Annotated in this window: 24 protein-coding genes; 16 read left to right on the top strand and 8 right to left on the bottom strand. The window is 73.2% G+C overall.

Going from position 1 to position 24,257, the window contains the following annotated elements; translation table 11 throughout:
- The first annotated feature begins 35 nt into the window (after positions 1-35).
- From ACIQFU_RS16285 to ACIQFU_RS16275, 3 genes are all read left to right on the top strand, one after another.
- Complete coding sequence (locus tag ACIQFU_RS16285; protein ID WP_402552047.1) at positions 36-1,196, top strand: family 2 encapsulin nanocompartment cargo protein polyprenyl transferase; 1,161 nt, start codon at positions 36-38, stop codon at positions 1,194-1,196.
- Positions 1,197-1,475: 279 nt separating this feature from the next.
- Positions 1,476-2,102, top strand: coding sequence for a GNAT family N-acetyltransferase (locus tag ACIQFU_RS16280; RefSeq protein ID WP_402552046.1), 627 nt, complete (start codon positions 1,476-1,478; stop codon positions 2,100-2,102).
- A gap of 85 nt (positions 2,103-2,187) precedes the next feature.
- Entirely contained in the window at positions 2,188-2,772 is a 585-nt protein-coding gene (locus ACIQFU_RS16275; RefSeq protein ID WP_402552044.1) for a dihydrofolate reductase family protein, read from the top strand.
- A gap of 356 nt (positions 2,773-3,128) precedes the next feature.
- Here ACIQFU_RS16275 and sodN read toward each other — a convergent pair whose 3' ends face one another.
- Positions 3,129-3,524 (bottom strand): superoxide dismutase, Ni, encoded by a 396-nt coding sequence (sodN, locus tag ACIQFU_RS16270; protein WP_003973716.1) that lies wholly within the window; start codon positions 3,522-3,524, stop codon positions 3,129-3,131.
- Between the two features lie 145 nt (positions 3,525-3,669).
- On the opposite strand from sodN, the gene sodX reads away from it, so the two are divergent.
- Complete coding sequence (gene sodX / locus ACIQFU_RS16265) at positions 3,670-4,104, top strand: nickel-type superoxide dismutase maturation protease (protein WP_402552042.1); 435 nt, start codon at positions 3,670-3,672, stop codon at positions 4,102-4,104.
- Here the strand turns inward: sodX and ACIQFU_RS16260 are convergent.
- Positions 4,008-4,637: a CGNR zinc finger domain-containing protein gene (locus ACIQFU_RS16260; protein ID WP_402552040.1), complete on the bottom strand. Its 630-nt coding sequence runs from the start codon at positions 4,635-4,637 to the stop codon at positions 4,008-4,010. The genes sodX and ACIQFU_RS16260 overlap by 97 nt on opposite strands.
- Before the next feature lie 99 nt (positions 4,638-4,736).
- Here ACIQFU_RS16260 and ACIQFU_RS16255 point away from each other — a divergent pair, with 99 nt between their 5' ends.
- Positions 4,737-5,540, top strand: coding sequence for a class I SAM-dependent methyltransferase (locus ACIQFU_RS16255; protein WP_402552038.1), 804 nt, complete (start codon positions 4,737-4,739; stop codon positions 5,538-5,540).
- Positions 5,541-5,615: 75 nt separating this feature from the next.
- On the opposite strand, the gene ACIQFU_RS16250 is transcribed toward ACIQFU_RS16255, so the two are convergent.
- From ACIQFU_RS16250 to ACIQFU_RS16240, 3 genes are all read right to left on the bottom strand, one after another.
- Positions 5,616-6,368, bottom strand: coding sequence for an amino acid ABC transporter ATP-binding protein (locus ACIQFU_RS16250; RefSeq protein ID WP_402552330.1), 753 nt, complete (start codon positions 6,366-6,368; stop codon positions 5,616-5,618).
- A gap of 71 nt (positions 6,369-6,439) precedes the next feature.
- The gene (locus ACIQFU_RS16245) at positions 6,440-7,381 is read right to left on the bottom strand and encodes an amino acid ABC transporter permease (RefSeq protein WP_402552037.1); all 942 of its coding nucleotides are present in this window, start codon (positions 7,379-7,381) and stop codon (positions 6,440-6,442) included.
- A gap of 30 nt (positions 7,382-7,411) precedes the next feature.
- Positions 7,412-8,539 carry an ABC transporter substrate-binding protein gene (locus ACIQFU_RS16240; RefSeq protein WP_402552035.1) on the bottom strand — a complete coding sequence of 376 codons (1,128 nt, stop codon included), beginning with the start codon at positions 8,537-8,539 and terminating at the stop codon, positions 7,412-7,414.
- A gap of 473 nt (positions 8,540-9,012) precedes the next feature.
- Here ACIQFU_RS16240 and ACIQFU_RS16235 point away from each other — a divergent pair, with 473 nt between their 5' ends.
- From ACIQFU_RS16235 to ACIQFU_RS16220, 4 genes are all read left to right on the top strand, one after another.
- Positions 9,013-10,242: an NADP-dependent malic enzyme gene (locus ACIQFU_RS16235; RefSeq protein ID WP_402552033.1), complete on the top strand. Its 1,230-nt coding sequence runs from the start codon at positions 9,013-9,015 to the stop codon at positions 10,240-10,242.
- Between the two features lie 278 nt (positions 10,243-10,520).
- Positions 10,521-11,486, top strand: coding sequence for a zinc-binding dehydrogenase (locus ACIQFU_RS16230; RefSeq protein WP_402552031.1), 966 nt, complete (start codon positions 10,521-10,523; stop codon positions 11,484-11,486).
- A 151-nt stretch (positions 11,487-11,637) separates the two neighbouring features.
- Positions 11,638-11,847 (top strand): helix-turn-helix domain-containing protein, encoded by a 210-nt coding sequence (locus ACIQFU_RS16225; protein ID WP_402552030.1) that lies wholly within the window; start codon positions 11,638-11,640, stop codon positions 11,845-11,847.
- Positions 11,847-12,413, top strand: coding sequence for a Clp protease N-terminal domain-containing protein (locus ACIQFU_RS16220; protein WP_402552028.1), 567 nt, complete (start codon positions 11,847-11,849; stop codon positions 12,411-12,413). The genes ACIQFU_RS16225 and ACIQFU_RS16220 overlap by 1 nt, the downstream gene beginning before the upstream one ends.
- Before the next feature lie 87 nt (positions 12,414-12,500).
- Here ACIQFU_RS16220 and ACIQFU_RS16215 read toward each other — a convergent pair whose 3' ends face one another.
- Both ACIQFU_RS16215 and ACIQFU_RS16210 read right to left on the bottom strand, forming a co-directional pair.
- Complete coding sequence (locus ACIQFU_RS16215) at positions 12,501-13,586, bottom strand: helix-turn-helix transcriptional regulator (protein ID WP_402552026.1); 1,086 nt, start codon at positions 13,584-13,586, stop codon at positions 12,501-12,503.
- Position 13,587: 1 nt separating this feature from the next.
- Positions 13,588-14,538 (bottom strand): DUF4097 family beta strand repeat-containing protein, encoded by a 951-nt coding sequence (locus ACIQFU_RS16210; protein ID WP_402552328.1) that lies wholly within the window; start codon positions 14,536-14,538, stop codon positions 13,588-13,590.
- A gap of 137 nt (positions 14,539-14,675) precedes the next feature.
- On the opposite strand from ACIQFU_RS16210, the gene ACIQFU_RS16205 reads away from it, so the two are divergent.
- Complete coding sequence (locus ACIQFU_RS16205; RefSeq protein WP_402552024.1) at positions 14,676-15,509, top strand: hypothetical protein; 834 nt, start codon at positions 14,676-14,678, stop codon at positions 15,507-15,509.
- An 86-nt stretch (positions 15,510-15,595) separates the two neighbouring features.
- On the opposite strand, the gene ACIQFU_RS16200 is transcribed toward ACIQFU_RS16205, so the two are convergent.
- Entirely contained in the window at positions 15,596-15,778 is a 183-nt protein-coding gene (locus ACIQFU_RS16200; RefSeq protein ID WP_200304581.1) for a DUF6104 family protein, read from the bottom strand.
- A gap of 188 nt (positions 15,779-15,966) precedes the next feature.
- Here ACIQFU_RS16200 and ACIQFU_RS16195 point away from each other — a divergent pair, with 188 nt between their 5' ends.
- From ACIQFU_RS16195 to ACIQFU_RS16170, 6 genes are all read left to right on the top strand, one after another.
- A complete protein-coding gene (locus ACIQFU_RS16195; RefSeq protein ID WP_402552022.1) occupies positions 15,967-16,326 on the top strand; it encodes a CU044_2847 family protein in 360 nt (119 codons plus the stop codon).
- Positions 16,327-16,331: 5 nt separating this feature from the next.
- Positions 16,332-18,290, top strand: coding sequence for a trypsin-like peptidase domain-containing protein (locus ACIQFU_RS16190; RefSeq protein ID WP_402552020.1), 1,959 nt, complete (start codon positions 16,332-16,334; stop codon positions 18,288-18,290).
- A 178-nt stretch (positions 18,291-18,468) separates the two neighbouring features.
- Positions 18,469-19,467: an AAA family ATPase gene (locus tag ACIQFU_RS16185; protein ID WP_402552018.1), complete on the top strand. Its 999-nt coding sequence runs from the start codon at positions 18,469-18,471 to the stop codon at positions 19,465-19,467.
- A 2-nt stretch (positions 19,468-19,469) separates the two neighbouring features.
- The gene (locus ACIQFU_RS16180; RefSeq protein WP_402552016.1) at positions 19,470-22,844 is read left to right on the top strand and encodes an SAV_2336 N-terminal domain-related protein; all 3,375 of its coding nucleotides are present in this window, start codon (positions 19,470-19,472) and stop codon (positions 22,842-22,844) included.
- A complete protein-coding gene (locus ACIQFU_RS16175; RefSeq protein WP_328562641.1) occupies positions 22,841-22,993 on the top strand; it encodes a hypothetical protein in 153 nt (50 codons plus the stop codon). The genes ACIQFU_RS16180 and ACIQFU_RS16175 overlap by 4 nt, the downstream gene beginning before the upstream one ends.
- Before the next feature lie 68 nt (positions 22,994-23,061).
- A complete protein-coding gene (locus tag ACIQFU_RS16170; RefSeq protein WP_402552327.1) occupies positions 23,062-24,210 on the top strand; it encodes an FxsB family cyclophane-forming radical SAM/SPASM peptide maturase in 1,149 nt (382 codons plus the stop codon).
- The last annotated feature ends 47 nt before the right edge of the window (positions 24,211-24,257 follow it).

Raw genomic sequence — 24,257 nt, 5'->3', positions numbered from 1 at the left:
CGGGGTACGGACGGGCCCAGGGGGAAGGTGAGTCCATGACGGAGATCCGGCGCGGCGCCACCGCGACGCGCCGTTCCACCGGAACGCCGGAGAGGCGCGGGCCCATCGGCACACAGCGGGACAAGGAGCCGGGGGAGTCGTCCGGGGGACAGGGGCCGGTGATGACCGAAGGGCACGAGGCGGTCACGCTCCTGAGGGAGTCCCGGGCGTCGGTCGACCCCGAACTGCGCTCCGCCCTCGCATCGCTGCCCGATTCGATGCGCCGGGTCGCGCTCTACCACTTCGGCTGGCAGCACGCGGACGGTACGCCCGCGGCGGGCAACGCGGGCAAGGCGATCCGCCCCGCGCTCGTCCTCACGGCGGCGACCGCGCTCGGCGGGCCGGCGGCCCGTGCCGCGGCCGGCCGAGCCGCGGCGGCGGTGGAACTGGCCCACAACTTCACCCTGCTGCACGACGACGTGATGGACCGGGACGCCACCCGGCGTCATCGGCCCACCGCGTGGACCGTGTTCGGTGACGCCGACGCGATCCTCGCCGGGGACGCCCTCCAGGCGCTCGCCCTGCGGCTGCTCGCGGCGGACCCGCACCCGGCGTCCGCGGCGGCGGCCGCCCGGCTCTCCGACTGCGTCATGGAGCTGTGCGAGGGCCAGCACGCGGACACGGCCATGGAGGGGCGCCCGCCGGGGGAGGTCACCCTCGACGAGACGCTCGCCATGGCCGAGGCCAAGACGGGTGCGCTGCTGGGCTGTGCCTGTGCCCTCGGCGCCCTGTACGCGGGCGCCGCCGCGGAGGACGTCGAGGCCCTGGACGCCTTCGGCCGTGAGGCGGGGATGGCCTTCCAGCTCATCGACGACGTGATCGGCATATGGGGCGACCCGCGCCACACCGGCAAGCCGGCCGGTGCGGACCTGGCCGCCCGCAAGAAGTCGCTGCCGGTGGTCGCCGCCCTCACCTCCGGCACCCCTGCCGCCGCCGAACTCGCCGAGCTGTACGCGGCACCGTACGACGAGGACAAGGAGGACCTGGAGCGCACCGCCCTGGCGGTGGAGCGGGCCGGCGGCCGGGACTGGGCGCAGGCCCAGGCGGCCGACCGGATGGCGAGAGCCATGCAGGAGCTGGCCCGTGCCGTGCCCGACCCGGAGGCGGCGGGCGGCCTGCTCGCGCTGGCCGAGTTCGTGACCCGGCGCAGCACCTGACGGCCACCCCGGCGCACCGGCCGTCCCGTACCCGGTCACTCCGCCCGGCCCGGCGGGCGAGAACCGACGGGACGGGCGCGCAAGACCCCGGAGCACGTGCAGGGCCGTACGGCACCTGACCGACGTACGGCCGCACCGCCGACGGCTCCGGTCCGGCGGGTCCCGCACTTCCCCACGGTGTGCGGGGCCCGCCTCCCTGTCTCCCTCGCCGGGCGCGCGGACCCACCGGCTAGGCTCAACCGCCTTACACACGAGCGATGTTGAGGCGAGGAGCGAGGCATGGGCGTGGTGATCCGGACGGCGGGGGCGGACGACCGGGATCTGGTGGTCCGGCTGCTGGACGAGGCCTTCCAGGACGATCCGGTGAGCAGTTGGGTCTTCCCCGGCACGGACTACCGGCGACGCACGCACCACCGGCTCATGGCCGCGTTCGCCGACGCCGTCCTCGCCGACGGACGCATCGACCTCACCGAGGACGGCGCCGCCTGCGCGCTGTGGCTGCCCGTCCCCGCGGCCGAGCCCGGCGGCCCGGAGCCGGACGGCGGGTCCGGGGGGAGCACCAGGGACGCCCCCGCCCGGATCCGCGAGGCCGTCGACCCGGACAACGAGCGCGTGGAGGCGATAGCCCGCCTCACGGACGGCATCCACCCCACGGACCGAGCCCACGAGTACCTGTGGATGATCGGAGTGGTCCCCGGGCGGCAGGGCGAGGGCCTGGGCACCGCGCTGATCGAGAGCGTCCTCGACCGCTGCGACCGCGAGGGGCTGCCCGCCTGCCTGGAGGCGAGCAGCGCCCGGGGCAAGGTGCTGTACGAGCGCCTCGGCTTCGAGTTCACCGGGCGGGCCCTGGATCTGCCGGACGGCCCCCGGATGTGGCCCATGTGGCGCGAGCCGCGGACCCGCTGACCTAGAAAACCACTCCCTCAAACAACTACACATGAAGTACTGTGGTCGTAGTGGTCAACGACACCGACCTGCAGGGGGAACCGGTTTGCGCAAGCTCACGTATTTCGTCGCCTGTTCGATCGACGGCTTCATCGGCGGTCCGGGCGGCGACGCGTCGTTCATGTACCCGTTCGTGGACGAGGAGTTCCTCGACTTCCTGAAGGCGGAGTACCCGGAGACGATCGCCACCCAGGGCCGCCGGGCGCTCGGCCTCGACGATCTGCCCCACAAGCGGTTCGACACGGTCGTCCAGGGGAGGGCCAGCTACGACCTGGCCCTCAAGGAGGGCATCACCAGTCCGTACGCACACCTGCGTGAGTACGTCGCCTCGCGCACGCTCACCGAGTCGCCCGACCCCAACGTCGAGATCGTCTCGACGGACCTGGCCGGCCGGGTCCGGGAGCTCAAGGCGGAGGACGGCGCCCTGGACATCTACCTGTGCGGCGGGTCGGTCGTCGCCGGGGAGCTGGTCGACGAGGTCGACGAACTGGTCATCAAGACCTACCCGGTGGTCCTCGGCACCGGCATGCCGATGTTCGCCTCCGGGTTCGAGGTCTCCGAGTTCGCCACGGACTCGGTGCGGGCCTTCGGCAACGGCGTGGTGGTGCGCACGTACCACCGCAAGCGCTGAGCCGCCGACCGCTCTAACCTGGGAGCATGGACAGCGACACGTACGTCTGTCCCGTGTGCGGACAGCCAGTCGAATCGGTTGCCCGGCGCCACAAGACGCTGGGCGCGTGGGTCCCGGCCCGGGGACCCGGCCCGTGCCGCAACCCGGAGTGCGCGGCAGGTCCCGAGCCGGACGCCCGCACCGCCGGCCCCGGTACGAAGCGCGAGACGGAGCAGCCCCGTAGAGGGGCGACCGCGGAGAACCCCTGACCACGGCAACGCCGAAGGGGCCCGGCCAGGATGGCGGCCGGGCCCCTTCGGGCTGTCCTGCGGCCTGCGATGGTGCACCGATCGCCGGCCCCGGGGCACTGACCTTCGTCAGGCCTTCTTGGTCTCCCAGAAGATCTTGTCGATCTGGGCGATGTAGTCCAGGGCCTTCTGTCCGGTGGCCGGGTCCTTCGAGCCCTTGGCGGCCGACAGGGCCTTCAGGGTGTCGTTGACCAGCTGGTGCAGCTCCGGGTACTTCTCGAAGTGCGGGGGCTTGAAGTAGTCGCTCCACAGCACGGAGACGTGGTGCTTCGCGAGCTCGGCGCGCTGCTCCTTGATGACCGTGGCGCGCGTCTGGAAGTGCGGGTCGTCGTTGCCGGCCATCTTCTCCTGGACGGCCTTCACCGACTCCGCCTCGATGCGGGCCTGGGCAGGGTCGTACACGCCGCAGGGCAGGTCGCAGTGGGCGCTGACCGTGACCTTGGGGGCAAACAGGCGGGAAAGCATGGAGCATTCCTTCCTCGTGATCGTCTTCTCAGGGGGGACATTACTCCCTGGGAGACCCGATTTCCCGGGTGCCCCCGTGGGCTTAGGACAAAAGTCCGGGGTGAGACTGAGACTGGTGGAGGAAAGACCGGGGAGGTGCCGGGTGATGCCGGAGCAACTGTCGCAGGAGACCGAGCGCGCGAGAGGGGCGCTGCCCTTTGGGCCGGCCGAGGTGACCGGGCCCTCGATGGTGCCCACGCTGCACCACGGTGACGTGCTGCTCGTGCACTGGGGGGCGCGGGTCCGGCCAGGTGACGTGGTCGTGCTGCGGCATCCCTTCCAGCAGGACCTGCTCGTGGTCAAGCGGGCGGCCGAACGGCGCGGGTCCGGCTGGTGGGTACTCGGGGACAACGCGTTCGCGGGCGGGGACAGCACCGACTACGGCGTCGTCCCGCAGGACCTGGTCCTGGGCCGGGTCCGGTTCCGGTACCGGCCGCGGGCGGGTCAGCGTTCGCCGTTCGCCGTGGTCCGCTGGGTGCTGTCGGCGGTCAGGCCGGTGCCGGCCGACCGGTCCGCCTCCAGGCGCTTGCGGGCCCGGTAGGCCGCCACGTTGGCGCGGGTGGCGCAGCGGTCCGAGCAGTAGCGTCGGGAGCGGTTGGTGGAGGTGTCCAGGTAGGCGTTGCGGCAGGGGGCCGCCTCGCACAGGCCCAGCCGGTCGACGCCGTACTCGGTGAGGTGGAAGGCCAGGCCCATCGCCGCGATGGCCGCGAAACCGGCGGTCGCGTTGGAGGGGTGGTCCGCCAGGTGCATGTGCCACAGCGGGCTGCCGTCCTCCGCGCGGTGGTCGTGGCCGGAGATCTGCGGGCTCACCGGGAACTCCAGGAGGAGCGAGTTCAGCAGGTCCACCGCCAGGGTCTCGTCGCCGCCGTCGGCCGCCTCGAAGACCGCACGCAGCCGCCCACGGACCGAGCGGAACCGCGTCACGTCGGCGTCGGACGCGCGCCGGGCCGCCGACTGGTTGGCGCCGAAGAGCTCGCGGACGGCCTCCACCGAGGTCAGCGCATCCTGGCCCCGTGACGGTTCCTCGGTGTTGACGAGACGCACGGCGTAGTCCGAGTAATAGGCCAGTTCCACTTGTAGTCCTTACGAAGGGGCTCTAGGGTCGTGCCTGCGGTCAGTAATGGCTGACTGTCGTTCCAGGGTATTACAGTGACGCAGGCACGGAGGGGCACGATGACGGACGCGGACGCCACCACGACGACGAGCAGCACGACCGCCACGACCACCGCGGCGGGAGCCGACTGGCAGGCGTGGCAGCAGAGCTGGGACCGGCAGCAGGAGTGGTACATGCCGGACCGCGAGGAACGGTTCCGGATCATGCTCGACATGGTCGAGGCGCTCGTCGGTCCGGCGCCGCGGGTGCTCGACCTGGCCTGCGGCACCGGCACCATCACGGCCCGGCTGCTCGCGCGGTTCCCGGAGGCGGCCAGCACCGGCGTGGACCTCGACCCCGCGCTCCTCGCCATCGCCGAGGGCACCTTCGCCGGTGACGACCGGGTCTCCTTCGTCACCGCCGACCTCAAGGACCCCGGCTGGCCGGCGCAGTTGCCGTACGACACGTACGACGCCGTGCTGACCGCCACGGCCCTGCACTGGCTCCACGCCGAACCCCTCGCGGATCTCTACGGCCGGGTCGCGGAGCTGGTCCGCGACGGTGGTCTCTTCATGAACGCGGACCACATGATCGACGACACGACGCCCCGGATCAACGCGGCCGAGCGCGCGCAGCGGCACGCGCGGATGGACGCGGCCAAGGGCCGGGGCGCGCTGGACTGGTCGGAGTGGTGGCAGCTCGCCGCCAAGGACCCGGTGCTCGCCGGGCCCACCGCACGTCGTTTCGAGATCTACGGCGAACACGCCGACGGCGACATGCCCTCGGCGGCGTGGCACGCGCGCGTACTGCGCGAAAAGGGCTTCGGCGAGGCGCGGCCGGTGTGGTGCTCGCCGTCGGACACCCTGCTCCTGGCCGTGAAGTGAGCCGGTGACGGCGAGGACGACGGCGAACAGGGGCGGTACGGGAGATCCGTACCGCCCCTGTTCGCCGTCGTGGCCTCAGAGGACCTTGGAGAGGAACGCCTTCGTCCGGTCGTGCTGCGGATCGGTCAGGACGTCGCGCGGGTTGCCCGACTCGACGACCACGCCGTTGTCCATGAAGACCAGGCTGTCGCCGACCTCGCGGGCGAAGCCCATCTCGTGGGTGACGACGACCATCGTCATGCCGGACTCGGCGAGGTCGCGCATGACGTCGAGGACGTCGCCGACCAGCTCGGGGTCGAGCGCCGAGGTCGGCTCGTCGAACAGCATCAGCTTCGGGTCCATCGCCAGGGCCCGCGCGATGGCGACGCGCTGCTGCTGGCCGCCGGAGAGCTGCGAGGGGTAGTTGCCGGCCTTGTCGCCCAGGCCCACGCGCTCCAGGAGACCGCGCGCGCGGTCCCTGGCCTGGGCCCTGCTCATGCCCTTGACCTGGACCGGCGCCTCCATGACGTTCTCCAGGGCCGTCATGTGCGGGAACAGGTTGAAGCGCTGGAAGACCATGCCGATGTCCCGGCGCTTGAGGGCGACCTCGCTGTCCTTCAGCTCGTAGAGCTTGTCACCCTTCTGGCGGTAGCCGACCAACTCGCCGTCGACGTAGAGACGCCCGGCGTTGATCTTCTCCAGGTGGTTGATGCAGCGCAGGAACGTCGACTTGCCGGAGCCGGAGGGGCCGATGAGGCAGAACACCTCGCCCTGCTTGACCTCCAGGTCGATGCCCTTGAGGACCTCGACGGCGCCGAAGGACTTGTGAACGCCCTCCGCCTTCACCATGGGGACCCCGGAGTCCCGCACGCGGGCGCCGTCCGTCTCGGCGATCTTCTCGATCTTGCCGGTCTTCTCGGTCATGCCATGCCTCCCTTCGGGCGGCCGAGGGAGAGCATGTTCGCCCTGACCTTCTGCCACGGCGTCGGCGGCAGCTGACGGCTGGAGCCGCGGGCGTAGTGCCGCTCCAGGTAGTACTGCCCGATGCTGAAGACCGAGGTCAGCAGCAGGTACCAGGCGGCCGCCAGGAAGAGCATCTCGGCCGGGGCGCCGGAGGTCTGGCCGATGTCCTGGGCGACCCGGAACAACTCGGCGTACTGGACGACCGACACCAGTGAGGTCGTCTTCAGCATGTTGATGACCTCGTTGCCCGTCGGCGGCACGATGACGCGCATCGCCTGCGGGACCACGATCCGGCGCAGCGTCTTGGCGTGGCTCATGCCGAGCGCGTGCGCCGCCTCGGTCTGGCCCTCGTCGACCGCCAGCAGACCGGCGCGGCAGATCTCCGCCATGTACGCGGCCTCGTTCAGACCGAGGCCGAGCAGCGCCGTCAGGAACGGCGTCATGAAGTCGGACCACTCGTCGCGGTAGAACGGGCCGAGGTTGATGTACTCGAAGACCAGGCCCAGGTTGAACCAGACGACCAGCTGCACCAGGACCGGCGTGCCGCGGAAGAACCAGATGTAGAACCACGCGATGGTCGAGGTCACCGGGTTCTTCGACAGCCGCATCACGGCGAGCAGGATGCCGCCGACGACACCGATCAGCATCGCGAGGACGGTGATCAGGAGCGTCTTGCCCATGCCGGTCAGGACACGGTCGTCGAAGAAGTAGTCCGGGATCGCACCCCAGTTGATCTTGCCCTGGGAGAACGCGTACACGACCGCGGCCAGCAGCGCGATCGCGACGACCGCGGAGACGTACCGCCCGTAGTGCCGGACCGGGATGGCCTTGATGGCCTCCGGGTGGACCGGCGGGGTGTCGGCCGGGCCGCCCGCCGTCTTGTCGATGTCAACAGTCACGGATGTTGCCTTTCAGCGCCCGCCGCGCGGTCACTTGCCGCCGTTGACGGCGGCCTCGGTGACGGCGCCTTCCGCCACGCCCCACTTGTCCATGATCTTCTTGTACTCGCCGTTGGCGATCACCGCGTCCAGCGCAGCCTTCAGTGCGTCGCGCAGCTGCGTGTTGTCCTTGGCGACCGCGATGCCGTACGGCGCCGCCTCGACCTGCTCGCCGACGAGCTCGAAGTCCTTGCCGCCGCCCGAGGTCTTCACCGCGTACGCCGCGACCGGGAAGTCGGAGGAGCCGGCGTCCGCACCGCCCGCGCGCAGGCGGGTCTGGGCCTGCTGGTCGTTGTCGAAGGCCTCCATGGAGATCTTCTTGCCGGCCGGACACTTCTGGTTCTCGGCCTTGGCGAGATCCTCGGAGACCGTGCCGCGCTGGAGCACGAGCTTCTTGCCGCACAGGTCGGACCAGGTCTTGATGCCCTGGTCGGCGCCCTTCTTGGTGTAGATCGAGACACCGGCGGTGAAGTAGTCGACGAAGTCGACGCCCTGGCCGACCTTCTTGCCGGTGTCGGCGTCGATGCCCTCCTGGCGGTCCTTGGTGTCGGTCATCGCGGACATGGCGATGTCGTACCGCTTGGAGCGCAGGCCGGTGACCAGGGTGTCGAAGGTGCCGTTCTCGAACTCGAACTTCACGCCGAGCTGCTTGCCCAGGGCGTCCGCGAGGTCGGGGTCGATACCGACCGTCTTGCCGGAGTCGTCCTTGAACTCGACCGGCGCGTAGGCGATGTCGGAGCCGACCTTGACGGTGCCCTTGTCGCGAATGGACTGGGGCAGCTTGTCGGCCAGCGGAGCGCCGCTCGAGGACTGGTCGTCGCTGCTGCCGGAGCCGCTGTTCTCGGTCTGGTCACCGCATCCGGTGAGCAGCAGGGCGCCTGCGACCGCGATCGCACCGACCGCTGCTAGCCGGGAGTGCGCGGCGGTCGTACGACGGGTGGAGCGTGCGGTCATGGTGGTTCCTCCGGCGGATGAGGGAGTAGCCGATGGGGACGGTGGAGTTCCGGTGGGACGGACGCCGGCCGGGGGCCGGACGGCGCCGAGGGTCGACGAGAGCACACACCTTCGAGTGCCGCGACCTCGTGTGATTACGGCATCTTGCCATTCGGACTCGGCCATTCAGGGGGGCCGTCATGTCAAAATCGGATAACGGGTCACCCCCCGAACCGCACCAGGTCGGTACATCACGACCGAACCTTTGCGGGAATCTGCCCTTCCGGCCGGAAGATCTACGGAATTTCTCGTTATCCGAACATGGATCGCGGGTGAGTCGGGCCGTCGAAGGCGGAGTCCGCAGGTCTGTCAAGGGGGCCCGGGAGGTTGTCCGGAACCCCGGCTATGAGTCATGTCACCGACATGCGGGGTTCGAGGTCCGGCATGTGAGCTTGCGCTTATCGGACTCGTCGCGGGGGCCGTCCGTCGGGTAAGAAGGTTCTTTACACCCCTCATCAGGGGCTCAGGGCGCGTGTGCGGCGCGCCCGTCGCGCAGGGGCCTCGTGGCCCAGACAGCCATCTCCCTGTGCGGTGCCCGCCCATTCCTCACCAGGAGTGGACAAACCCTCAATCCATGAACTCTTAAGGGGTAAGACAAAGTGGCAGCGGAGATCGTCAATCCTCGCAGCGACAGCGACGCCAGTGCGGAGCAGGAGGCGGGCGGCGAACCGCTCGACTCCTTCGACCCCGCGTTCGCGCTGCACCGCGGCGGCAAGATGGCCGTGCAGGCCACCGTGCCGGTCCGCGACAAGGAAGACCTGTCCCTGGCGTACACGCCCGGCGTCGCGAAAGTGTGCAGCGCGATCGCCGAGCAGCCCGACCTCGTCCACGACTACACCTGGAAGTCGTCGGTCGTCGCGGTCGTGACGGACGGTACGGCGGTGCTGGGACTCGGGGACATCGGGCCCGAGGCCTCCCTCCCCGTGATGGAGGGCAAGGCCATCCTCTTCAAGCAGTTCGGCGGCGTGGACGCGGTCCCGATCGCCCTGAACTGCACGGACGCCGACGACATCGTCGAGACCGTGGTCCGGCTCGCGCCCTCGTTCGGCGGCGTCAATCTGGAGGACATCTCGGCGCCGCGGTGCTTCGAGATCGAGCGCAAGCTCCAGGAGCGCCTGGACATCCCGGTCTTCCACGACGACCAGCACGGTACGGCCGTCGTGACGCTGGCGGCACTGCGGAACGCGGCGCGGCTGAGCGGGCGGACGCTGGGTGAGCTGCGGGCGGTGATCTCGGGCGCGGGCGCGGCCGGGGTCGCCATCGCCAAGATGCTGGTGGAGGCCGGCATCGGGGACGTCGCGGTCGCCGACCGCAAGGGCGTCGTCTCGGCCGACCGGGACGACCTGACGCCGGTGAAGCAGGAGCTGGCCTCCTTCACCAACAAGGCCGGACTGTCGGGCTCGCTGGACGCGGCCCTCGCCGGCGCCGACGTCTTCATCGGCGTCTCCGGCGGTACGGTGCCGGAGCCGGCGGTGGCCTCGATGGCGAAGGGCGCGTTCGTCTTCGCGATGGCCAACCCGAACCCCGAGGTGCACCCCGAGGTCGCCCACAAGTACGCGGCGGTCGTGGCGACGGGGCGCTCGGACTTCCCGAACCAGATCAACAACGTGCTGGCGTTCCCGGGCATCTTCGCGGGCGCTCTCCAGGTGCGGGCGTCGCGGATCACCGAGGGCATGAAGCTCGCGGCGGCCGAGGCGCTGGCCTCCGTGGTGGGGGACGAACTCGCCGCCGACTACGTCATCCCGTCCCCGTTCGACGAGCGGGTGGCGCCGGCCGTTACGGCGGCGGTGGCCGCGGCGGCTCGGGCGGAGGGGGTTGCGCGCCGGTGACGGTGTGAGCCTTTGCGGTGTGGTGAGCGGCCTCGTCCCTGGCGGACGGGGCCGCTTGTCGTTTGGGTGCGGGTGCGATGGTGCTGGGCGGGGGTGGGTGCGGTGACCGGCGCCGGCCGGGTGCCGCTGCGCCCACCCGTGCCGCCCCAGCGGCACGACTGCCCGCAGTTGGGGGGCGGCTTGTGGATGCCCGCAGGTGGGGGCGGTGGGTGCAAGAGGGGGTGTGTCACACGGGGGTGTGGTTCCGGTTGGGGGGTGGGGAACCTATCGTCGAGGTCATGTTCGCTGTCTACGCCGCCCGAATCGACCGCGACCAGCCGCTGACCGGTCTGGAGTCGGGAGAGCTTCCGGCTCCCGACGCCCGGCCCGGCTGGAGTGTCGTCGATGTCAGGGCCGCCTCCCTCAACCACCACGACCTGTGGTCCCTGCGCGGCGTCGGCCTCCCCGAGGACCGGCTGCCGATGATCCTCGGCTGCGACGCCGCCGGGGTCGACGCGGACGGCAACGAGGTCGTCCTGCACTCCGTGATCGGCCAGACCGGCCACGGGGTCGGTCCCGAGGAGCCCCGCTCCATCCTCACCGAGCGCTACCCGGGGACGTTCGCCGAGCAGGTCGCCGTGCCGACCTGGAACATCCTGCCCAAGCCCAGGGAGCTCTCCTTCGAGGAGGCCGCCTGTCTGCCGACCGCCTGGCTGACGGCGTACCGGATGCTGTTCACCAACGCCGGGGTGCGGCCAGGTGACTCCGTGCTGGTGCAGGGCGCCGGCGGCGGTGTCGCCACGGCCGCGATCGTGCTCGGCAAGGCGGCCGGGCTGCGGGTCTTCGCCACCAGCCGGGACGAGGCCAAGCGCAAGCGGGCCCTGGAGCTGGGTGCCGTGGAGGCGGTCGAGACCGGGGCGCGGCTGCCGCAGCGGGTCGACGCCGTCATCGAGACCGTGGGTGCCGCCACCTGGTCGCACTCCATCAAGTCGCTGCGGCCCGGGGGCACTCTGGTCATCTCCGGTGCCACCAGCGGCGACCGGCCCTCGCACGCCGAACTGACCCGGATCTTCTTCCTGGAGCTCAAGGTCGTCGGCTCCACGATGGGTTCCAAGGACGAACTGGAGGACCTGCTGTCCTTCTGTGCCGCCACCGGTGTGCGCCCCGTCATCGACGAGGTGCTTCCGATGGACCGGGCCCGTGAGGGGTTCGAGCGCATGGCCTCCGGGGGGCAGTTCGGCAAGATCGTGCTCAGCAATTCCTGAGTCTTCCCGTTGCCTTCGTTGTCCTCATTTCTGACAAGCTTCTCGCGTGCGACGGGTCCGGTTCTCCGGGCCCGCCGCACGCGTTCGCCATCCGCCCCCTGCATGTCAACTGGGGTTGACATGGGCGGTGATGTCAACCTAAGTTGACATCATGAGTGAAGCTACGGATCTCGCCACACGTGCGGGTGACCGTGATCCCCGCATCGGACTGCGGGCCGTCTCCGCCCTCCGCAAGCTGGTGGAGCGACTGGAGGCGGTGCAGGTGCGCAGCGCGCGCAGCCAGGGGTGGTCGTGGCAGGAGATCGCCACGGAACTCGGGGTCAGCAGGCAGGCCGTGCACAAGAAGTACGGGAGGCATTGATGTTCGAGCGATTCACGAAGGATGCCCGAGCGGTCGTACAGGGCGCCGTCGAGCACGCCGAAGAGGCGCGGGCGGACAGCGTCGGGCCCGAGCATCTGCTGCTCGCCCTGCTGGACCGGGAGGGCAGCCGTGCCTCCTTCGCCCTGGCGGCACTCGGCGCCGGCGAGCGGCGGGACGCGGTACGTCAGGCGCTGCGGGACGCGCGGCGGCGTGCCGGGCTGTCGCAGGCCGAGACCGAGGCCCTGGCCGGACTGGGGGTCGACGTCGGGGAGATCGTCGCCCGGGTGGAGGAGGCCCATGGCGTGGGCGCGATGACCGCCGACGACCGGAAGGGCAGGCGCCCGTGGTCGGGGCGCCGCGGCTTCAGCCGGGGGGCCAAGGAGGTACTGGAGAAGGCGCTGCGGGTCGCCGTCGCCCGGCGTGAGCGGCACATCGGGGACGAGCACGTCCTCCTTGCCCTGGTCCTCCGCCCCGGTGTGCCGGCCGAGGTGCTCGCCGACCACGGGGTGACCCACGAGTCGCTGACCAGGGTGCTGGGCGACGGACCCGGGGAAGCCTGCGCCTGACCGGCGCCCACCCCCGCCCGACCGGGGCTGGGCAGCTGCCGGTGCGCGACGCCCCCGAGGGAGTGGGGGCGCCACGCCGTACCGGGATCAGCCCTTCGGCGTCCGCAGAATTGCCCCGATGTGTGCCGCGGCCTCCGACAGGCGGCGGCGGGTGTCGCGCAACTGATCGGCCGTCACGCCGTGGTCCCTGGCGGCGTCGCGGATGTCGTCCCGGAAGCGGTCGAGCAGCCGGTCCAGGTCGCGGGCCGGGTCGCCGGTGGACTCCGCCGCGTCCTCGTGGGCCCAGCTCGGGGCATATCCGGCGGGGAAGTCCTCGGGCGTGACGGAGTACTCGGCGCCGCGGGAGCGGTCGGTCCGCGGGGCGGTGCCACCGGTGTCCGTGCGGCCGAAGCCCCAGTCCTTGCCGAACTCCTTCCCGAAGTCCTTTCCGAAGTCACCGACCTCCTTGGCCAGTTCGCTCAGGCCCTCACGCAGCCCGGTCGGCCAGTCGCCCCGCGAGAAGTGGTCCTGCACCTGCTCCTGCACACGCTGGGCGATACGCTGGACCTCCTCCTGCGCCTGGGCCCTGGCCCGCTCCTGGGCCTCCTTGGCCTGGCGCCGGGCCCGCTGCGCCTCGTCACGGGCGCGGCGGCTCTCGTCCTTCGCCCGGCGGGCCTGCTCCTTCCACTCCTGCTTGACCCGCCGCATCTCCTCCTTGGCGGCCCGCCACGCCTCCTTCTCGTCGGTGTCCCCGGCGCCGTCCGCGGCACCGCTCCACTCGTCGTGCGCCCCGGAGCCGGTGCCCCGGCGGGCCGCGGTCGCCGCGGCCCGCATCTCCCGCCGCAGATCCCCGGCCGCGCCCCGCACGTCGGCCCGGATCTCGGCGGCCAGCTCGGCGACCGACTCCCGGATCTCCAGCTCCAGGTCGGCCAGCTCCCCGCTGCGGTCGGCCAGCTCGGCGCGGCCCGCGTCGGTGATGGCGTACACCTTGCGGCCGCCCTCGGTGGTGTGGGTGACCAGGCCCTCCGCCTCCAGCTTGGCCAGGCGCGGGTACACCGTGCCCGCGGACGGGGCGTAGAGGCCCTGGAAGCGCTCTTCGAGGAGCCGGATCACCTCGTAACCGTGGCGCGGGGCCTCGTCCAGGAGCTTGAGGAGGTAGAGACGGAGGCGGCCGTGGGCGAAGACGGGGGGCATGTCAGAGCACCTTCTTGTCGGTCGTGCCGTCGGAAGGGGTGCCGGTGGCGCCCTGGTCCCGGACGGAAGCGGAATTGTCCCCCGAGTCGGCCTGGGCGTGGTCCGCCGGGCCGGTGTCCTGCGGCTCCCGCTCCCATGGTGTGCCCTCCGCGGCCGGGCGGCGGAGCAGGGCGATCGAGCCGGAGACCGTGGTGGCCTTCAAGCTGCCGTTGCCCGCGCCGAGCCGGCCGGTGATGCGCTTGGCCCCCCACTGGCCGGCCACCCGGAGGTCCTCGAAGGCGCTGCTGACCGTGCCGCTGGCCGTGTTCGCCTCGACCCGGGCGTCGGCCGGCTGGGGCAGCCGGATGGCGATCTCGCCCGAGACGCTGTTCAGGGTGATGTCGGTGGGTCCGCCGGCCGGGTCCAGGTCGACGATCATCGACCCGCTCACCGAGTCGGCCCGCACGGAGGAGCCCGCCTCCACCACGGTCAGATCGCCGGAGACGGAGTTGAAGCGCAGGTCGCCGCTGAGGGCCTGCGCCTCCACGCTCCCCGAGACGGTGTCGGCGCGGACCGGGCCCGCGAGGCTCACCAGCGTGGTGTCCCCGGAGACGCCCTTCACCTCGGCGGGACCGTCGAGACCGGAGACCACGGCCGCGGCGCTGACCGCGCCGACCTCCACACGGGTCCCGGCCGGCACCGCCAGGGAGACCACCGCGCTGCGCCGCCAGCCCTTGCGGTCCAGCCACTTGAGGAAGCCCTTCCAGGGAAGGTCCTCGTACGCCACCGTGAGCACGCCGTCCCGGTGGGTCACGATCAGTGGGGGCCCCTCGATCTCGGAGACCTCCAGACGGGCGGAACCTTCGTCGGTGCCCACCACGTTCACCGTTCCACCGACGACGCGTACGTGGAGCCGGCTGACGGACTCGTCGAAGGTGAGCTTCCTGGGCTCCGCGACGGACCACTCGGACATGGTGACGACCTCCTCGACCGAACGCGCCATATCGCGTCCTCCGTGAATCACGATATATCGCGGGCACGGAAAGTCAAGACACCCGTTCCGGTGGTCAATGCCCGGCCGGCCCGAGCGGCGTGCCCTAGTTTGTCCCTATGTCGACAGAAGAGTCCGTGCCCGCCATCGCTCCGGCGCCCGGGGCCCTGCTGCTCTGCCGCGCCGAGCCGGACTCCGTAGCCGCCGTCGCCCCGCTGCTGGGCGAACGGATGCCGTTGGCCGGGGCGGGCGGGGGGTGGAGCGTGCTGGTGCCCGAGGGCGGGCCGTGGCGGCGCGACGGCGAACCGGTCGACCGCGTGGTCACGGGCTGGGCCGCGGCGCTCGCCGTCGGCGCCCCCTGGCCCGTACTCGCCCTGTGGTGGGACGCGGACCGGGCCGGTTACACCCTCGCCTCGGGCTTCCGCCGCCCCGTCGGCTACGTGTGGCTCGCGGACGGCACCCCGGCGGGCGAGGACGAGGCCATGCGCACCTTCGCCGCCCGCATCGGTCTCGACCCCGTTCTGGACGTCCAGTCCCTGGACCGGCTGACCCGGCCGGACCCGGACGCCGGACGCGGTGCCGGTGCCGATGCGTCCGCCCGGCTGCGGGGACTGCTGGCGGTGCTCACGCGCGCGGGGATCACCCTCCCCGCCGGACTGGCCCCCGGCGCGGACGCCGACCGCCTCGGTGCGGCCGCCCGGACCCTGCCCGGCGTGCTGTGGACGGAGGCCGCCGGGCGTCGCCCGACCGCCGACGAGAGCCGCCTCGCCGCCTGGATGCCCTGGGTGGGCGGCCCCGGAGCCCGCGCGCTCGCCCTGGCCCAGACGGCGGCCGGCCTCTCGCTCACCGCCTGGGGGCTGCGGCGGCACAGCGGCGGCTGGACGGCGGCGGGCGCACTGCTGATCGCGCACGGCGCGCTCGGGACGGCGTACGGCCTCTCCAGGCGCACCTGACGAGTGCCGCGGGCGCACCCGACGAGTGCTTCAGACGTGCCTGACGGGCTGCTTCGAAACCGCCCGAGCGTCCCGTCCGCGAGGACCTACTCGTCCTCGTTCTCGTCGTCCAGCCGTGCCAGCCACGTCGCCAGGCGCTCCACCGGCACCTCGAAGTCAGGGTTCAGGTCGACGAAGGTCCGCAGCTGCTCGGCGAGCCACTCGAAGGTGACCTCCTCCTCGCCGCGCCGCTTCTCCAGTTCCTCGATGCCTCGGTCGGTGAAGTACAACTCATGCTCCTGATGCGGGTGGGACGGGCCCACGGCGTACCCGTCCAGGGTAGTCCGTGCGCCCCGCCCGCTCCTCCCCGCTCGCGGGTGGGGGTCGCGGCGTGCCGGACTGGGTATTAGCCTCGGCGAGGTCAAGTGACCGGTGCCCGTGCCCGGTTGGGGCGGGGCGGGCTCGACGGGGGAGCGGAATGAGCCACATCCAGGACGTGCTGCTGCCGGACGGGACGGTGGTCACCGCCCGGATCAGCGAGGCGGACGGCTACGACGACCAGGAGGACGTCGGTTTCACCGAGGCCGCCGTCGCCAAGGTCGAGCGGCTCCAGGAGCTGATCACCGGGGTCGGTGCCTCGGTGCTCAGCGCGGCTCGCGCGGCCGGGCCCAGCGAGGCCGCCATCACCTTCGGGGTGGAGCTGACCGCCAAGGAGGGACTGGCCCTGGCCGTGCTTGCCCGGGGCGAGACCAAGGCGTCGCTCGAGGTCACGCTCACCTGGCAGTTCGACCGGCCCGACGGGCAGGCCGGCGCGCGGGTGCCGGCCCCGCACGAGTGACGGGCATGAGCGAGGGGAACGACCGCCTCTACGAACTCGCCCGCGCCGCCACCGTCCACCTGCTGCCCGCCCGGGGAGAGGGCGCGCCGCTGTGGGGGAGCGGCTTCTTCGTCGCGCCGGGCCGGGTCCTCACCGCCGCCCACGTGCTGCGCCCGCACCTCGCGGCGGACCCCGGCACCGTTTTCAGGGTGCGCGGCGAGGGCGTCGACGCCGAGGCCGGCCTGGAGCAGTGGCTGCTGACCGACCCGCGCCGCCAGACCGTGCCGCTGGAGGAGGACCTGGCCCTGGTGCGGCTGGCCGGGGAGCCCGAGGAGCACCAGCACGAGTGCGTGTGGCTCGCCGACCGGGCCGTGCTCCACTCCGGCGCCCTCAAGGTGTGCGGCTACCACCCGGGACCGCCGGAGACGCACTTCCGGATCGTCGACGCCGAGATCAACGGGCACGAGGACCGGTACGGGCTGATCATCAAGCCGGACATCGACTTCCCCGGCGGGGTCTCCGGCGGCCCGCTCCTCGACCCGGAGACGGGAGCCGTGATTGGGCTGGTCAAGTCGCGCCGCAAGCAGCAGGACGGCGGCAAGGCCGTCGCCGTCTCGGCCCTGCGGCGCTTCGGAGCGGCGTACCGCACCCTGCTGGCCGCGCACGACCGCTGGCACGGCGACGAGCCGCAGTCCCCGGCCGGGGACAACTGGATAGACCTCCAGGGCGGGCCCCCGGTCGGCGCCGGCGAGCAGTGGACCCCCGCCGACCGCCGGGAGGCGCTGCGTCTGCTCGCCGAACTGCCCCCGCCGCCGGACGCGCCCACCGTCGAACTGCTTGCCAAGAAGGCACGCAGCCGCAACATCTGGCCGGGTCCCACCCCCGAGCTGCTCACCTGGCGGGACGGCACGGGACTGCTCTACGAGGGCGCCCGCCCGCTGCCGGCACTGACCTTCCTGCGCTACCTGAGGTTCGTCGAGCTGTACACGGACTCACGGGGAGGCGACGCGGCCGCCCTCCGCCGGTGGATCGAGCGGCGGCTGCGCCGCGAACCGAGCCGGCACCTGCACGACCTCGTCCACGACGCCGGCCTCCCGGAAGGACTGCGCCCGGCCCCCGGCACCGTGCCGGACCGCGTCGTGATCTCCTACCCGGGGCCCGGCGAGGGGGCGACCGTGGCCGTCCTGCTCGACCCGGTGATAGGCGCGCGGCCCACCCGGTTCTTCTGGCAGATCTGGTACGACGACGGCCACGGCGAGCCCGAACTCCACGAGGTGGACGGCTCCGTCCACGGGCACGACCCCGCCGACCTCGTCCAGGCCCTGCGCGCGCCGCTGGGCCGGCTGCTGCGGGCCAGGGACCAGGAGGACCGGCCGGTGCCGCTCGAAGTCGCCCTCCCGGCCGAGTACTTCGACACCGCGGTGCACCGCTGGCGGTTCGACGACATAGCCGAACTCCACGACGCCGGTCACCTGGGGGCGCGTCGCCGGGTGGTGCTGCGCGCCCTCGAACGCCGGGGAGATCCGGACAAACTCTGGACCGAGCGCTGGCAGGCCATGGCCGCCCAGCCGCGCTTCGGCGGCTGGCGCACCCCGGGGCAGGGCGGCTTCCCCGGCGCCCACGGCTACCGCGACGCCGCCTTCGACCTCATACCTGTCATGTGCCGCCCGGCCGGCCGCGGCCCCGGCCGCACCGCCATGCGGCTCGCCCTGGAGAGCGGCCACGGCGTCGCCCTGTGGCACGTCGACGGCCACTCCTCCGGGGTCTGCCCCGAGTCGTGCGACACCCTCTACGCCAGGGCGGAGGAACTCCTCGCCACGCTCGGCTCCCTCGCCGAACTGCCGGACCGGATACGCCACGTCCGCCAGGAGATCAGCGAGCTGCGGGACGACCTCGCCTGGGCAGAGCCGATGGCCCTCCTGTACGACGACCCGCGCCGCCCCCTGCCCTCCGAAGAGGGCGGGACGCTGGACGCGCCCCTGTGAACGCCGTACACGCACCCCGGTGCACGTGCCGCGGGCGCCGCGCGGAAGGCCGTGACTGGCCGGAACGCGCTGGTTCCGGGGCGGTGGACGGGTACATTCCCAGGGGCCCGTTGTGGGTGCACGACGCCCTCGTCGGCCAGGCCGTGGACAACCGCCGACCGTCGACGAGGAGCACCGCATGAGCGAGTGGTTCATCTACCGGGGCACCGGGCAGCCGGATCCCGAGCGGATCGGGCAGCTGCCCGCCCCGCCCCCGTGGCGGGCCTTCGACACCCCGGCCGTGGACTACGACGTACCGGAACCCGGGTCCTCCACCCGGCGCAGGCTCGGCGCGCGCACCGTCCCGCTGCCCATCCAGGACCCCGGCACCCTCGAACTGGTCAACGCCTCCCTCTATCTGCGCCGGCCGCTGCTCGTCACCGGCGAACCGGGCGTCGGCAAGTCGACGCTCGCCCACTCCGTCGCCTACGAACTCGGTCTCGGCCGGGTCCTGGAGTGGCCGGTCGTCAGCCGCAGCGAACTGCGGGACGGGCTCTACACGTACGACGCCATCGGCCGCCTCCAGGACGCCCAGCTGCCCGACGGCCAGGGCGCCCCGGACATCGGCCGGTACATCAAGCTCGGTCCGCTCGGCACCGCGCTGCTCGCCGCCGACCGCCCCCGCGTGCTGCTCATCGACGAGCTGGACAAGAGCGACATCGACCTGCCCAACGACCTGCTGAACGTGCTGGAGGAAGGCGCGTTCGCCATCCCCGAGCTGGAGCGGATCGCCGACCGCACCCCGGTCGTCGAGGTCCTCACCGACGACGGCAGGCGGGTCGCCGTCAAGGAGGGCAGGGTGCGGTGCCGGGCCTTCCCCTTCGTCGTGATGACCAGCAACCGTGAGCGCGAGTTCCCCGCCCCGCTGCTGCGCCGCTGCATCCCGCTCGACCTCAGGGCCCCGCGCGACGAACGCCTCGCCGCCCTCGTGCAGGCCCACTTCGGCCAGGGGGCCTACGACGACAACCGCGACATCGTGGACCGGTTCGCCCGCGCGGAGACGGACGGAGCGCTGCGGCCCACCGACCAGTTGCTCAACGCGATCTTCCTCGCCCAGTACGCCGCCCGCGACGCCGCACACCGGCGCGAGGAGATCTCGGACCTCCTGATGCAGCCCCTGGACCGCGGGCCGCGGTAGCGATGGCCGCCCAGGACTCCCCGACCCCGGCCGACGGCGCGGCGCCCGTGCTCGCCGCGCTGGTCGCGCGCATGCGGGACGCGGGGATCGGGCCGGGCGTCGAGGAACTCGCGGACGCGCTGTGGCTGGCCCGCTGGCTGCCCGCCCCCTCCACAGCGGCGGCCGGGAGCGGCTCGCGCCCCGAAGGCGCCGCCCGGACGCCGTCCGGCGGTCCGTCCGCCGCGTCTCCGCCGTCTGCGGGGTCCGGACAGTCCGCGGAGCGTGGCGAGAGCGCCGCCGAGGGCGCCTGGTTGTTCGCCCCCGGCGAGGACGGCGCCCCGAGCGGCGCGGCCGGTACCGGCGACGGGCCGGCACCCGTGCGGGTCCCGGCCGCCCCCGTCCTGCCCGAACCCCTCGCCCTCCAGCGCGGCCTGCGCCCGCTGCAGCGATACCGCGCCCCCGTACGCCCGGTCCCGCGCACCCTGGACGAACGGGCCACCGCCGAACGGGCCGCGGAGTCCGGGCTGGTCCTGCCGGTGCTGCGCACCGACCGGCGCCGCGAGGCCCGGCTGCTGCTCCTGATGGACGTGTCGACCTCCACCGTGGTCTGGCAGCAGGCCCTGGACGAACTGCGCCAGGTCTGCGCCCGGGCCGGCGCGTTCCGCGAGCTGCAGGTGCAGTACCTGCACGAAGCCCCGGGCGGCCGGCCCGGCTGCTCCTCCCGCCCGGACCCGGGCGGCCCGCTGCACGCGCCGGAGCAGCTCAGCGATCCGACCGGCCGCCGCGTGACCCTGGTGCTCAGCGACTGCGCCGGACCGATGTGGCGCGGCGGCCGCATGCAGCGCCTGCTGCACCGCTGGGCGGCGTCGGCCCCCGTCGCCGTCGCCCAGCCCCTGCCGCAGCGGATGTGGGCCCGTACCCATCTGCCGGCCCGGCGCGGGACGCTGCACCGGCGCGAGGGCCCGGCCGGCGCGCTGGAGTTCCGCCCCGACCGGGGAGCGGCCGAGCCGGACGCCCTGCCCGTGCCCGTGCTGGCGCTGCGCCGCCCCTCGGTGGAGGGCTGGGCGCGGCTGGTGTCCGGTGCCACCGGGCAGTCCCTGGCCGCCGCCGCGGGCTGGGTGCGCGCCGACCACCCCGCCTCCTCGGCGCCCGTGCGCGCGGCCGAGGACGTCGGCGGGGCCGAGCGGGTGCGGGCCTTCCTGCGCCCCGCCTCCCCGGAGGCGCGCCGCCTGGCCGTGTACCTGTCGGCGGTGCCGCTCCAGCTGCCGGTGATGCAGCTGGTCCAGCACGCGATGCTCGCCGGGAGCGGGCCCGACGTCCTGTCCGAGGTGCTCCTCGGCGGGCTGCTGCGCCGCGAGTCGGACACGGACGACCCGCAGGCGGTGCGGTACCGCTTCCTGCCCGGCGTCGCCACGGAACTGCGGGCCCGGCTGACCGTCGAGGACGTGGAGCTGCTGTTCAAGCACTGCTCCGAGTACGTGGAGCGCCGCTTCGGACGCAGTGTGCGCAACTTCCCGGCCCTGGCGGGGGCGTTCCTGCGCGGCGCGGTCACCCCGGGAGAGCGGCTCGTTGCGGTGACCGGCCCGGCGACCGCGTACGCGACCGGCCCCGGCGCGGCCGAACCACCCGGCCTGCGCGCGTTCGCCGAGGTGTCGGCGGACGTGCTGCGCGAGCTCGGCTCCCGGATGCCGAGGACGGTCGTCGGCCCCGGGGCCGACGCGGCGGAGCTGCTGGAGCGGGGCCGCGAGGCGTACGCCCGCTTCCGCGCGGAGGGACTGACCCGCGAACTCGACGCGGCCGTCGACGGCCTGCGCCAGGCACTGGCGGTGGCCCGCACGGGCGAGCGGCGCGTGAGCGCGGCGGAGCTGCTGGCGGAGTGCCTGCTGGACCGGTGGCACGTGGGCGCGGACGGCGAGGACCTGCGGGAGGCGTGGGAGGCCGTCGCGGACACACGGGTGCTCACCGGGCAGGGCAGGTTCGTCCGCGGGACGGTCTGCTCGGCCCTGGCCTCCGCGGTGCGCGAGGAGGGCATCGGCTTCCCGGGGGCGCCCGACGACCTGCGGGACTGGGCGGCCGACGCCGCCCGCGACGGCCGGGACCCCGCGGAGTTCGCCCAGGCGGTCCTGCTGTACCTGGCCGACGAGGACTTCGCCGCCGTTCTCGGCTCGGAGAGCGAGGACGCCGTCCAGCGCCACCACGCCGGTCTCGCGCTGTCGAGCCTGCGGGGCCTCGTCGCGCTGGTGGGCGCCGACGCGCACGGGCCCGGCGGCCCCTACACCGCCGCCGGCAGCCCCGAGGAGTGGTACGTCGCCCACCTGCACCGCGCCCTCGACGCCGTGACCACCGCGGTCGAGCTGTCCGTCTCCGCCGAGGCCCGCACCGAGCGCGCCCGGCTCTGGCTGCAACTGGCCCGGCAGTCCGCCGGTCGGGGCCCCTTCACCTTCGCCGCCGACGACCCGGACCGGGCGCGTGACGCGGCCACCTCGGCCACCGAGGACTTCATGGCCGTACTGAGCGAGGCGAACGACCTGCCGGACACCGAGCGCTGCCGCATCTGGCTGGACGTGGCGTCCGCCGTGGACATCGCCGGGCCCGGTACCGGGAGCACCGGCGAACCCGACCTGCTGCTCCACGCGCTCCAGCGGGCCCAGGAGGCCGCCGGGGACGACGGGGAACTGCGCGTCGAGTGCCGCACCCGCGCCGCGAGCGCCCACTGGGAGAGCTACGAACGCACCGGAGACCGGGCCTCGCTGGACCTGGCCGCCGACACCTGGGAGACGGTCGTACGGCTGCTGCGCGAGGACGATCCCCGGCTGCCCGCCGTCCTGACGGACTGGGGCGGGGCGCTGTGCGAGCGGGCCGGGCGGCACGACTCGGCGCAGGACACCCACCGGGCCGTCGACCTGCTGCGGCGAGCCGTCGACGGCACCCTGCCCGACGACCCCGAACTGCCCTACCGCCGCTCCCTGCTCGCCGACGCGTACATCGGACGCTTCCAGCGCGAGCACGTGCTGTCCGACCTGTACGAGGCCGACTGGCTGCTGGGCGAGGCGGTCCGCGGCTCCGCCGAGCAGCCGCGGTTCCAGGCGATGTACCTGCTGCGGCGCGGCACCGTGGCCGTGCACCTGTACACACGGCTGGGCACCACCGGCCACGCCGACAAGGCCGTGGAGTACTACACGCGGGGCCTGGAGCTCGCCCGGGAGGCCGGACCGGGTGCCCGCGCGGTGCTGCCGCCGGCCCTGCGCGGCCGGGGCGACGTCCGGGAACGGGCCGGCCGCCACCGCAGCGCCCTCGCCGACTACCGCGAGGCCCTCCGCCTGACCACCGATCCCGCGCTCGCCGAGCGGCTCCGCGCGGACATCGCCCGCCTCACCTCCGGAACGGCCGACGCGTGACCCACCCCACCGACGAGGCGGAGACACCCCTGCCCGAACTCCACCGGCCCGTCCGCTCCGACCACCCGGTGCTCGCCGCGGTCCTCGCCGAACTCCGCGCCCGCGACGGCGAGACCACCGTCGTCGCCTACTACGAGGACGCCCCGTGACGGCCCGCCCCCGGCCGCCCGCGTGCCGCCACGCGACGCGCCCCGGCGCCGGCCGGGGCGGGGAGCACCTGCCCACGCCCCTGCGCCAGTTCGTGCTCAAGATCCACGGCCGCTGCAACCTCGACTGCACCTACTGCTACCTCTACCGCGGCCAGGACGACGGCTGGCGGGACCGCCCGGCCCGCGTCGGCGCCCCCGTCGTGGAACACACCGCGGCCCGTGTCGCCGAGCACGTCACCGCCCACGGCCTCGACCACATCCGGGTCGAACTGCACGGCGGCGAACCGCTCCTGGCCGGCCCCGCGCCCGTGCGGGACTACGTCCGCGCCGTCCGCCGGGCCGTCCCCGACGGCTGCCGGATCACCGCCACCGTGCAGACCAACGGCACCCGCCTCACCGACCGCGGCCTGGAGCAGCTCACCGAGGACGGCATACGGGTGGGCCTCAGCCTCGACGGCGGACGCGCGGCCCACAACGCGCGCCGGGTCGACCACGCGGGCCGCCCCGCCTGGCCCGCCGCCCTCGCGGCCGCCCGCCGGCTCGCCGCGCACCCGGAGGCGTACGCCGGGATCCTGTGCACCGTCGACCTCGCCGCCGATCCGCTGGACGTCTACCACTCCCTGCTGGAGCTGGCCCCGCCCCGCCTGGACCTCCTGCTGCCGCACGCCAACTGGGGAAGCCCGCCACCGGGCCTGCGCGGCGGGCCGCCCGGCCGGCGCCGGCCCGGAGCCACGCCCTACGGGGACTGGCTGGCCGGCGTCTTCGACGCCTGGTGGGACGCGGGACGGCTGCGCACCCGGGTGCGGCTCTTCCAGGAGATCGTCGCCCTGCTGCTGGGGTCGCCCAGCCGGGCCGAGGCCGTGGGGCTGTCGCCGGTGGCCGCCGTCGTCGTCGAGACGGACGGCGCGATCGAGCAGGTCGACTCGCTCAGAACGGCCTACCGGGGCGCCGCCGAGACCGGGCTCGACGTGTTCCGGCACTCCTTCGACACGGCCCTGCGCCACCCGGGCATCGCGGCCCGCCAGTCCGGCGAGCGGGCCCTGGGCGAGGAGTGCCGTGCCTGCCCGGTCGGCCGGATCTGCGGGGGCGGCAACTACGTGCACCGGTACGCGCCCGGCTCGGGGTTCGGCCACCCCAGCGTGTACTGCGCCGACCTGGAGCGGCTGATCCGGCATGTGGCACACCGCCTTGAAGACACCGTCCGTATCGCCACGTGAGCCGAACGTCACGTCCAACACGGCGCGAACCAGGCCGCTTTGACGCA

The organism is Streptomyces sp. NPDC093065 (assembly GCF_044754585.1).
Classification (GTDB): domain Bacteria; phylum Actinomycetota; class Actinomycetes; order Streptomycetales; family Streptomycetaceae; genus Streptomyces.
The sequence above is the reverse complement of the archived record's forward strand: the minus strand, read 5'-3'. Positions and strand labels throughout refer to the sequence as shown.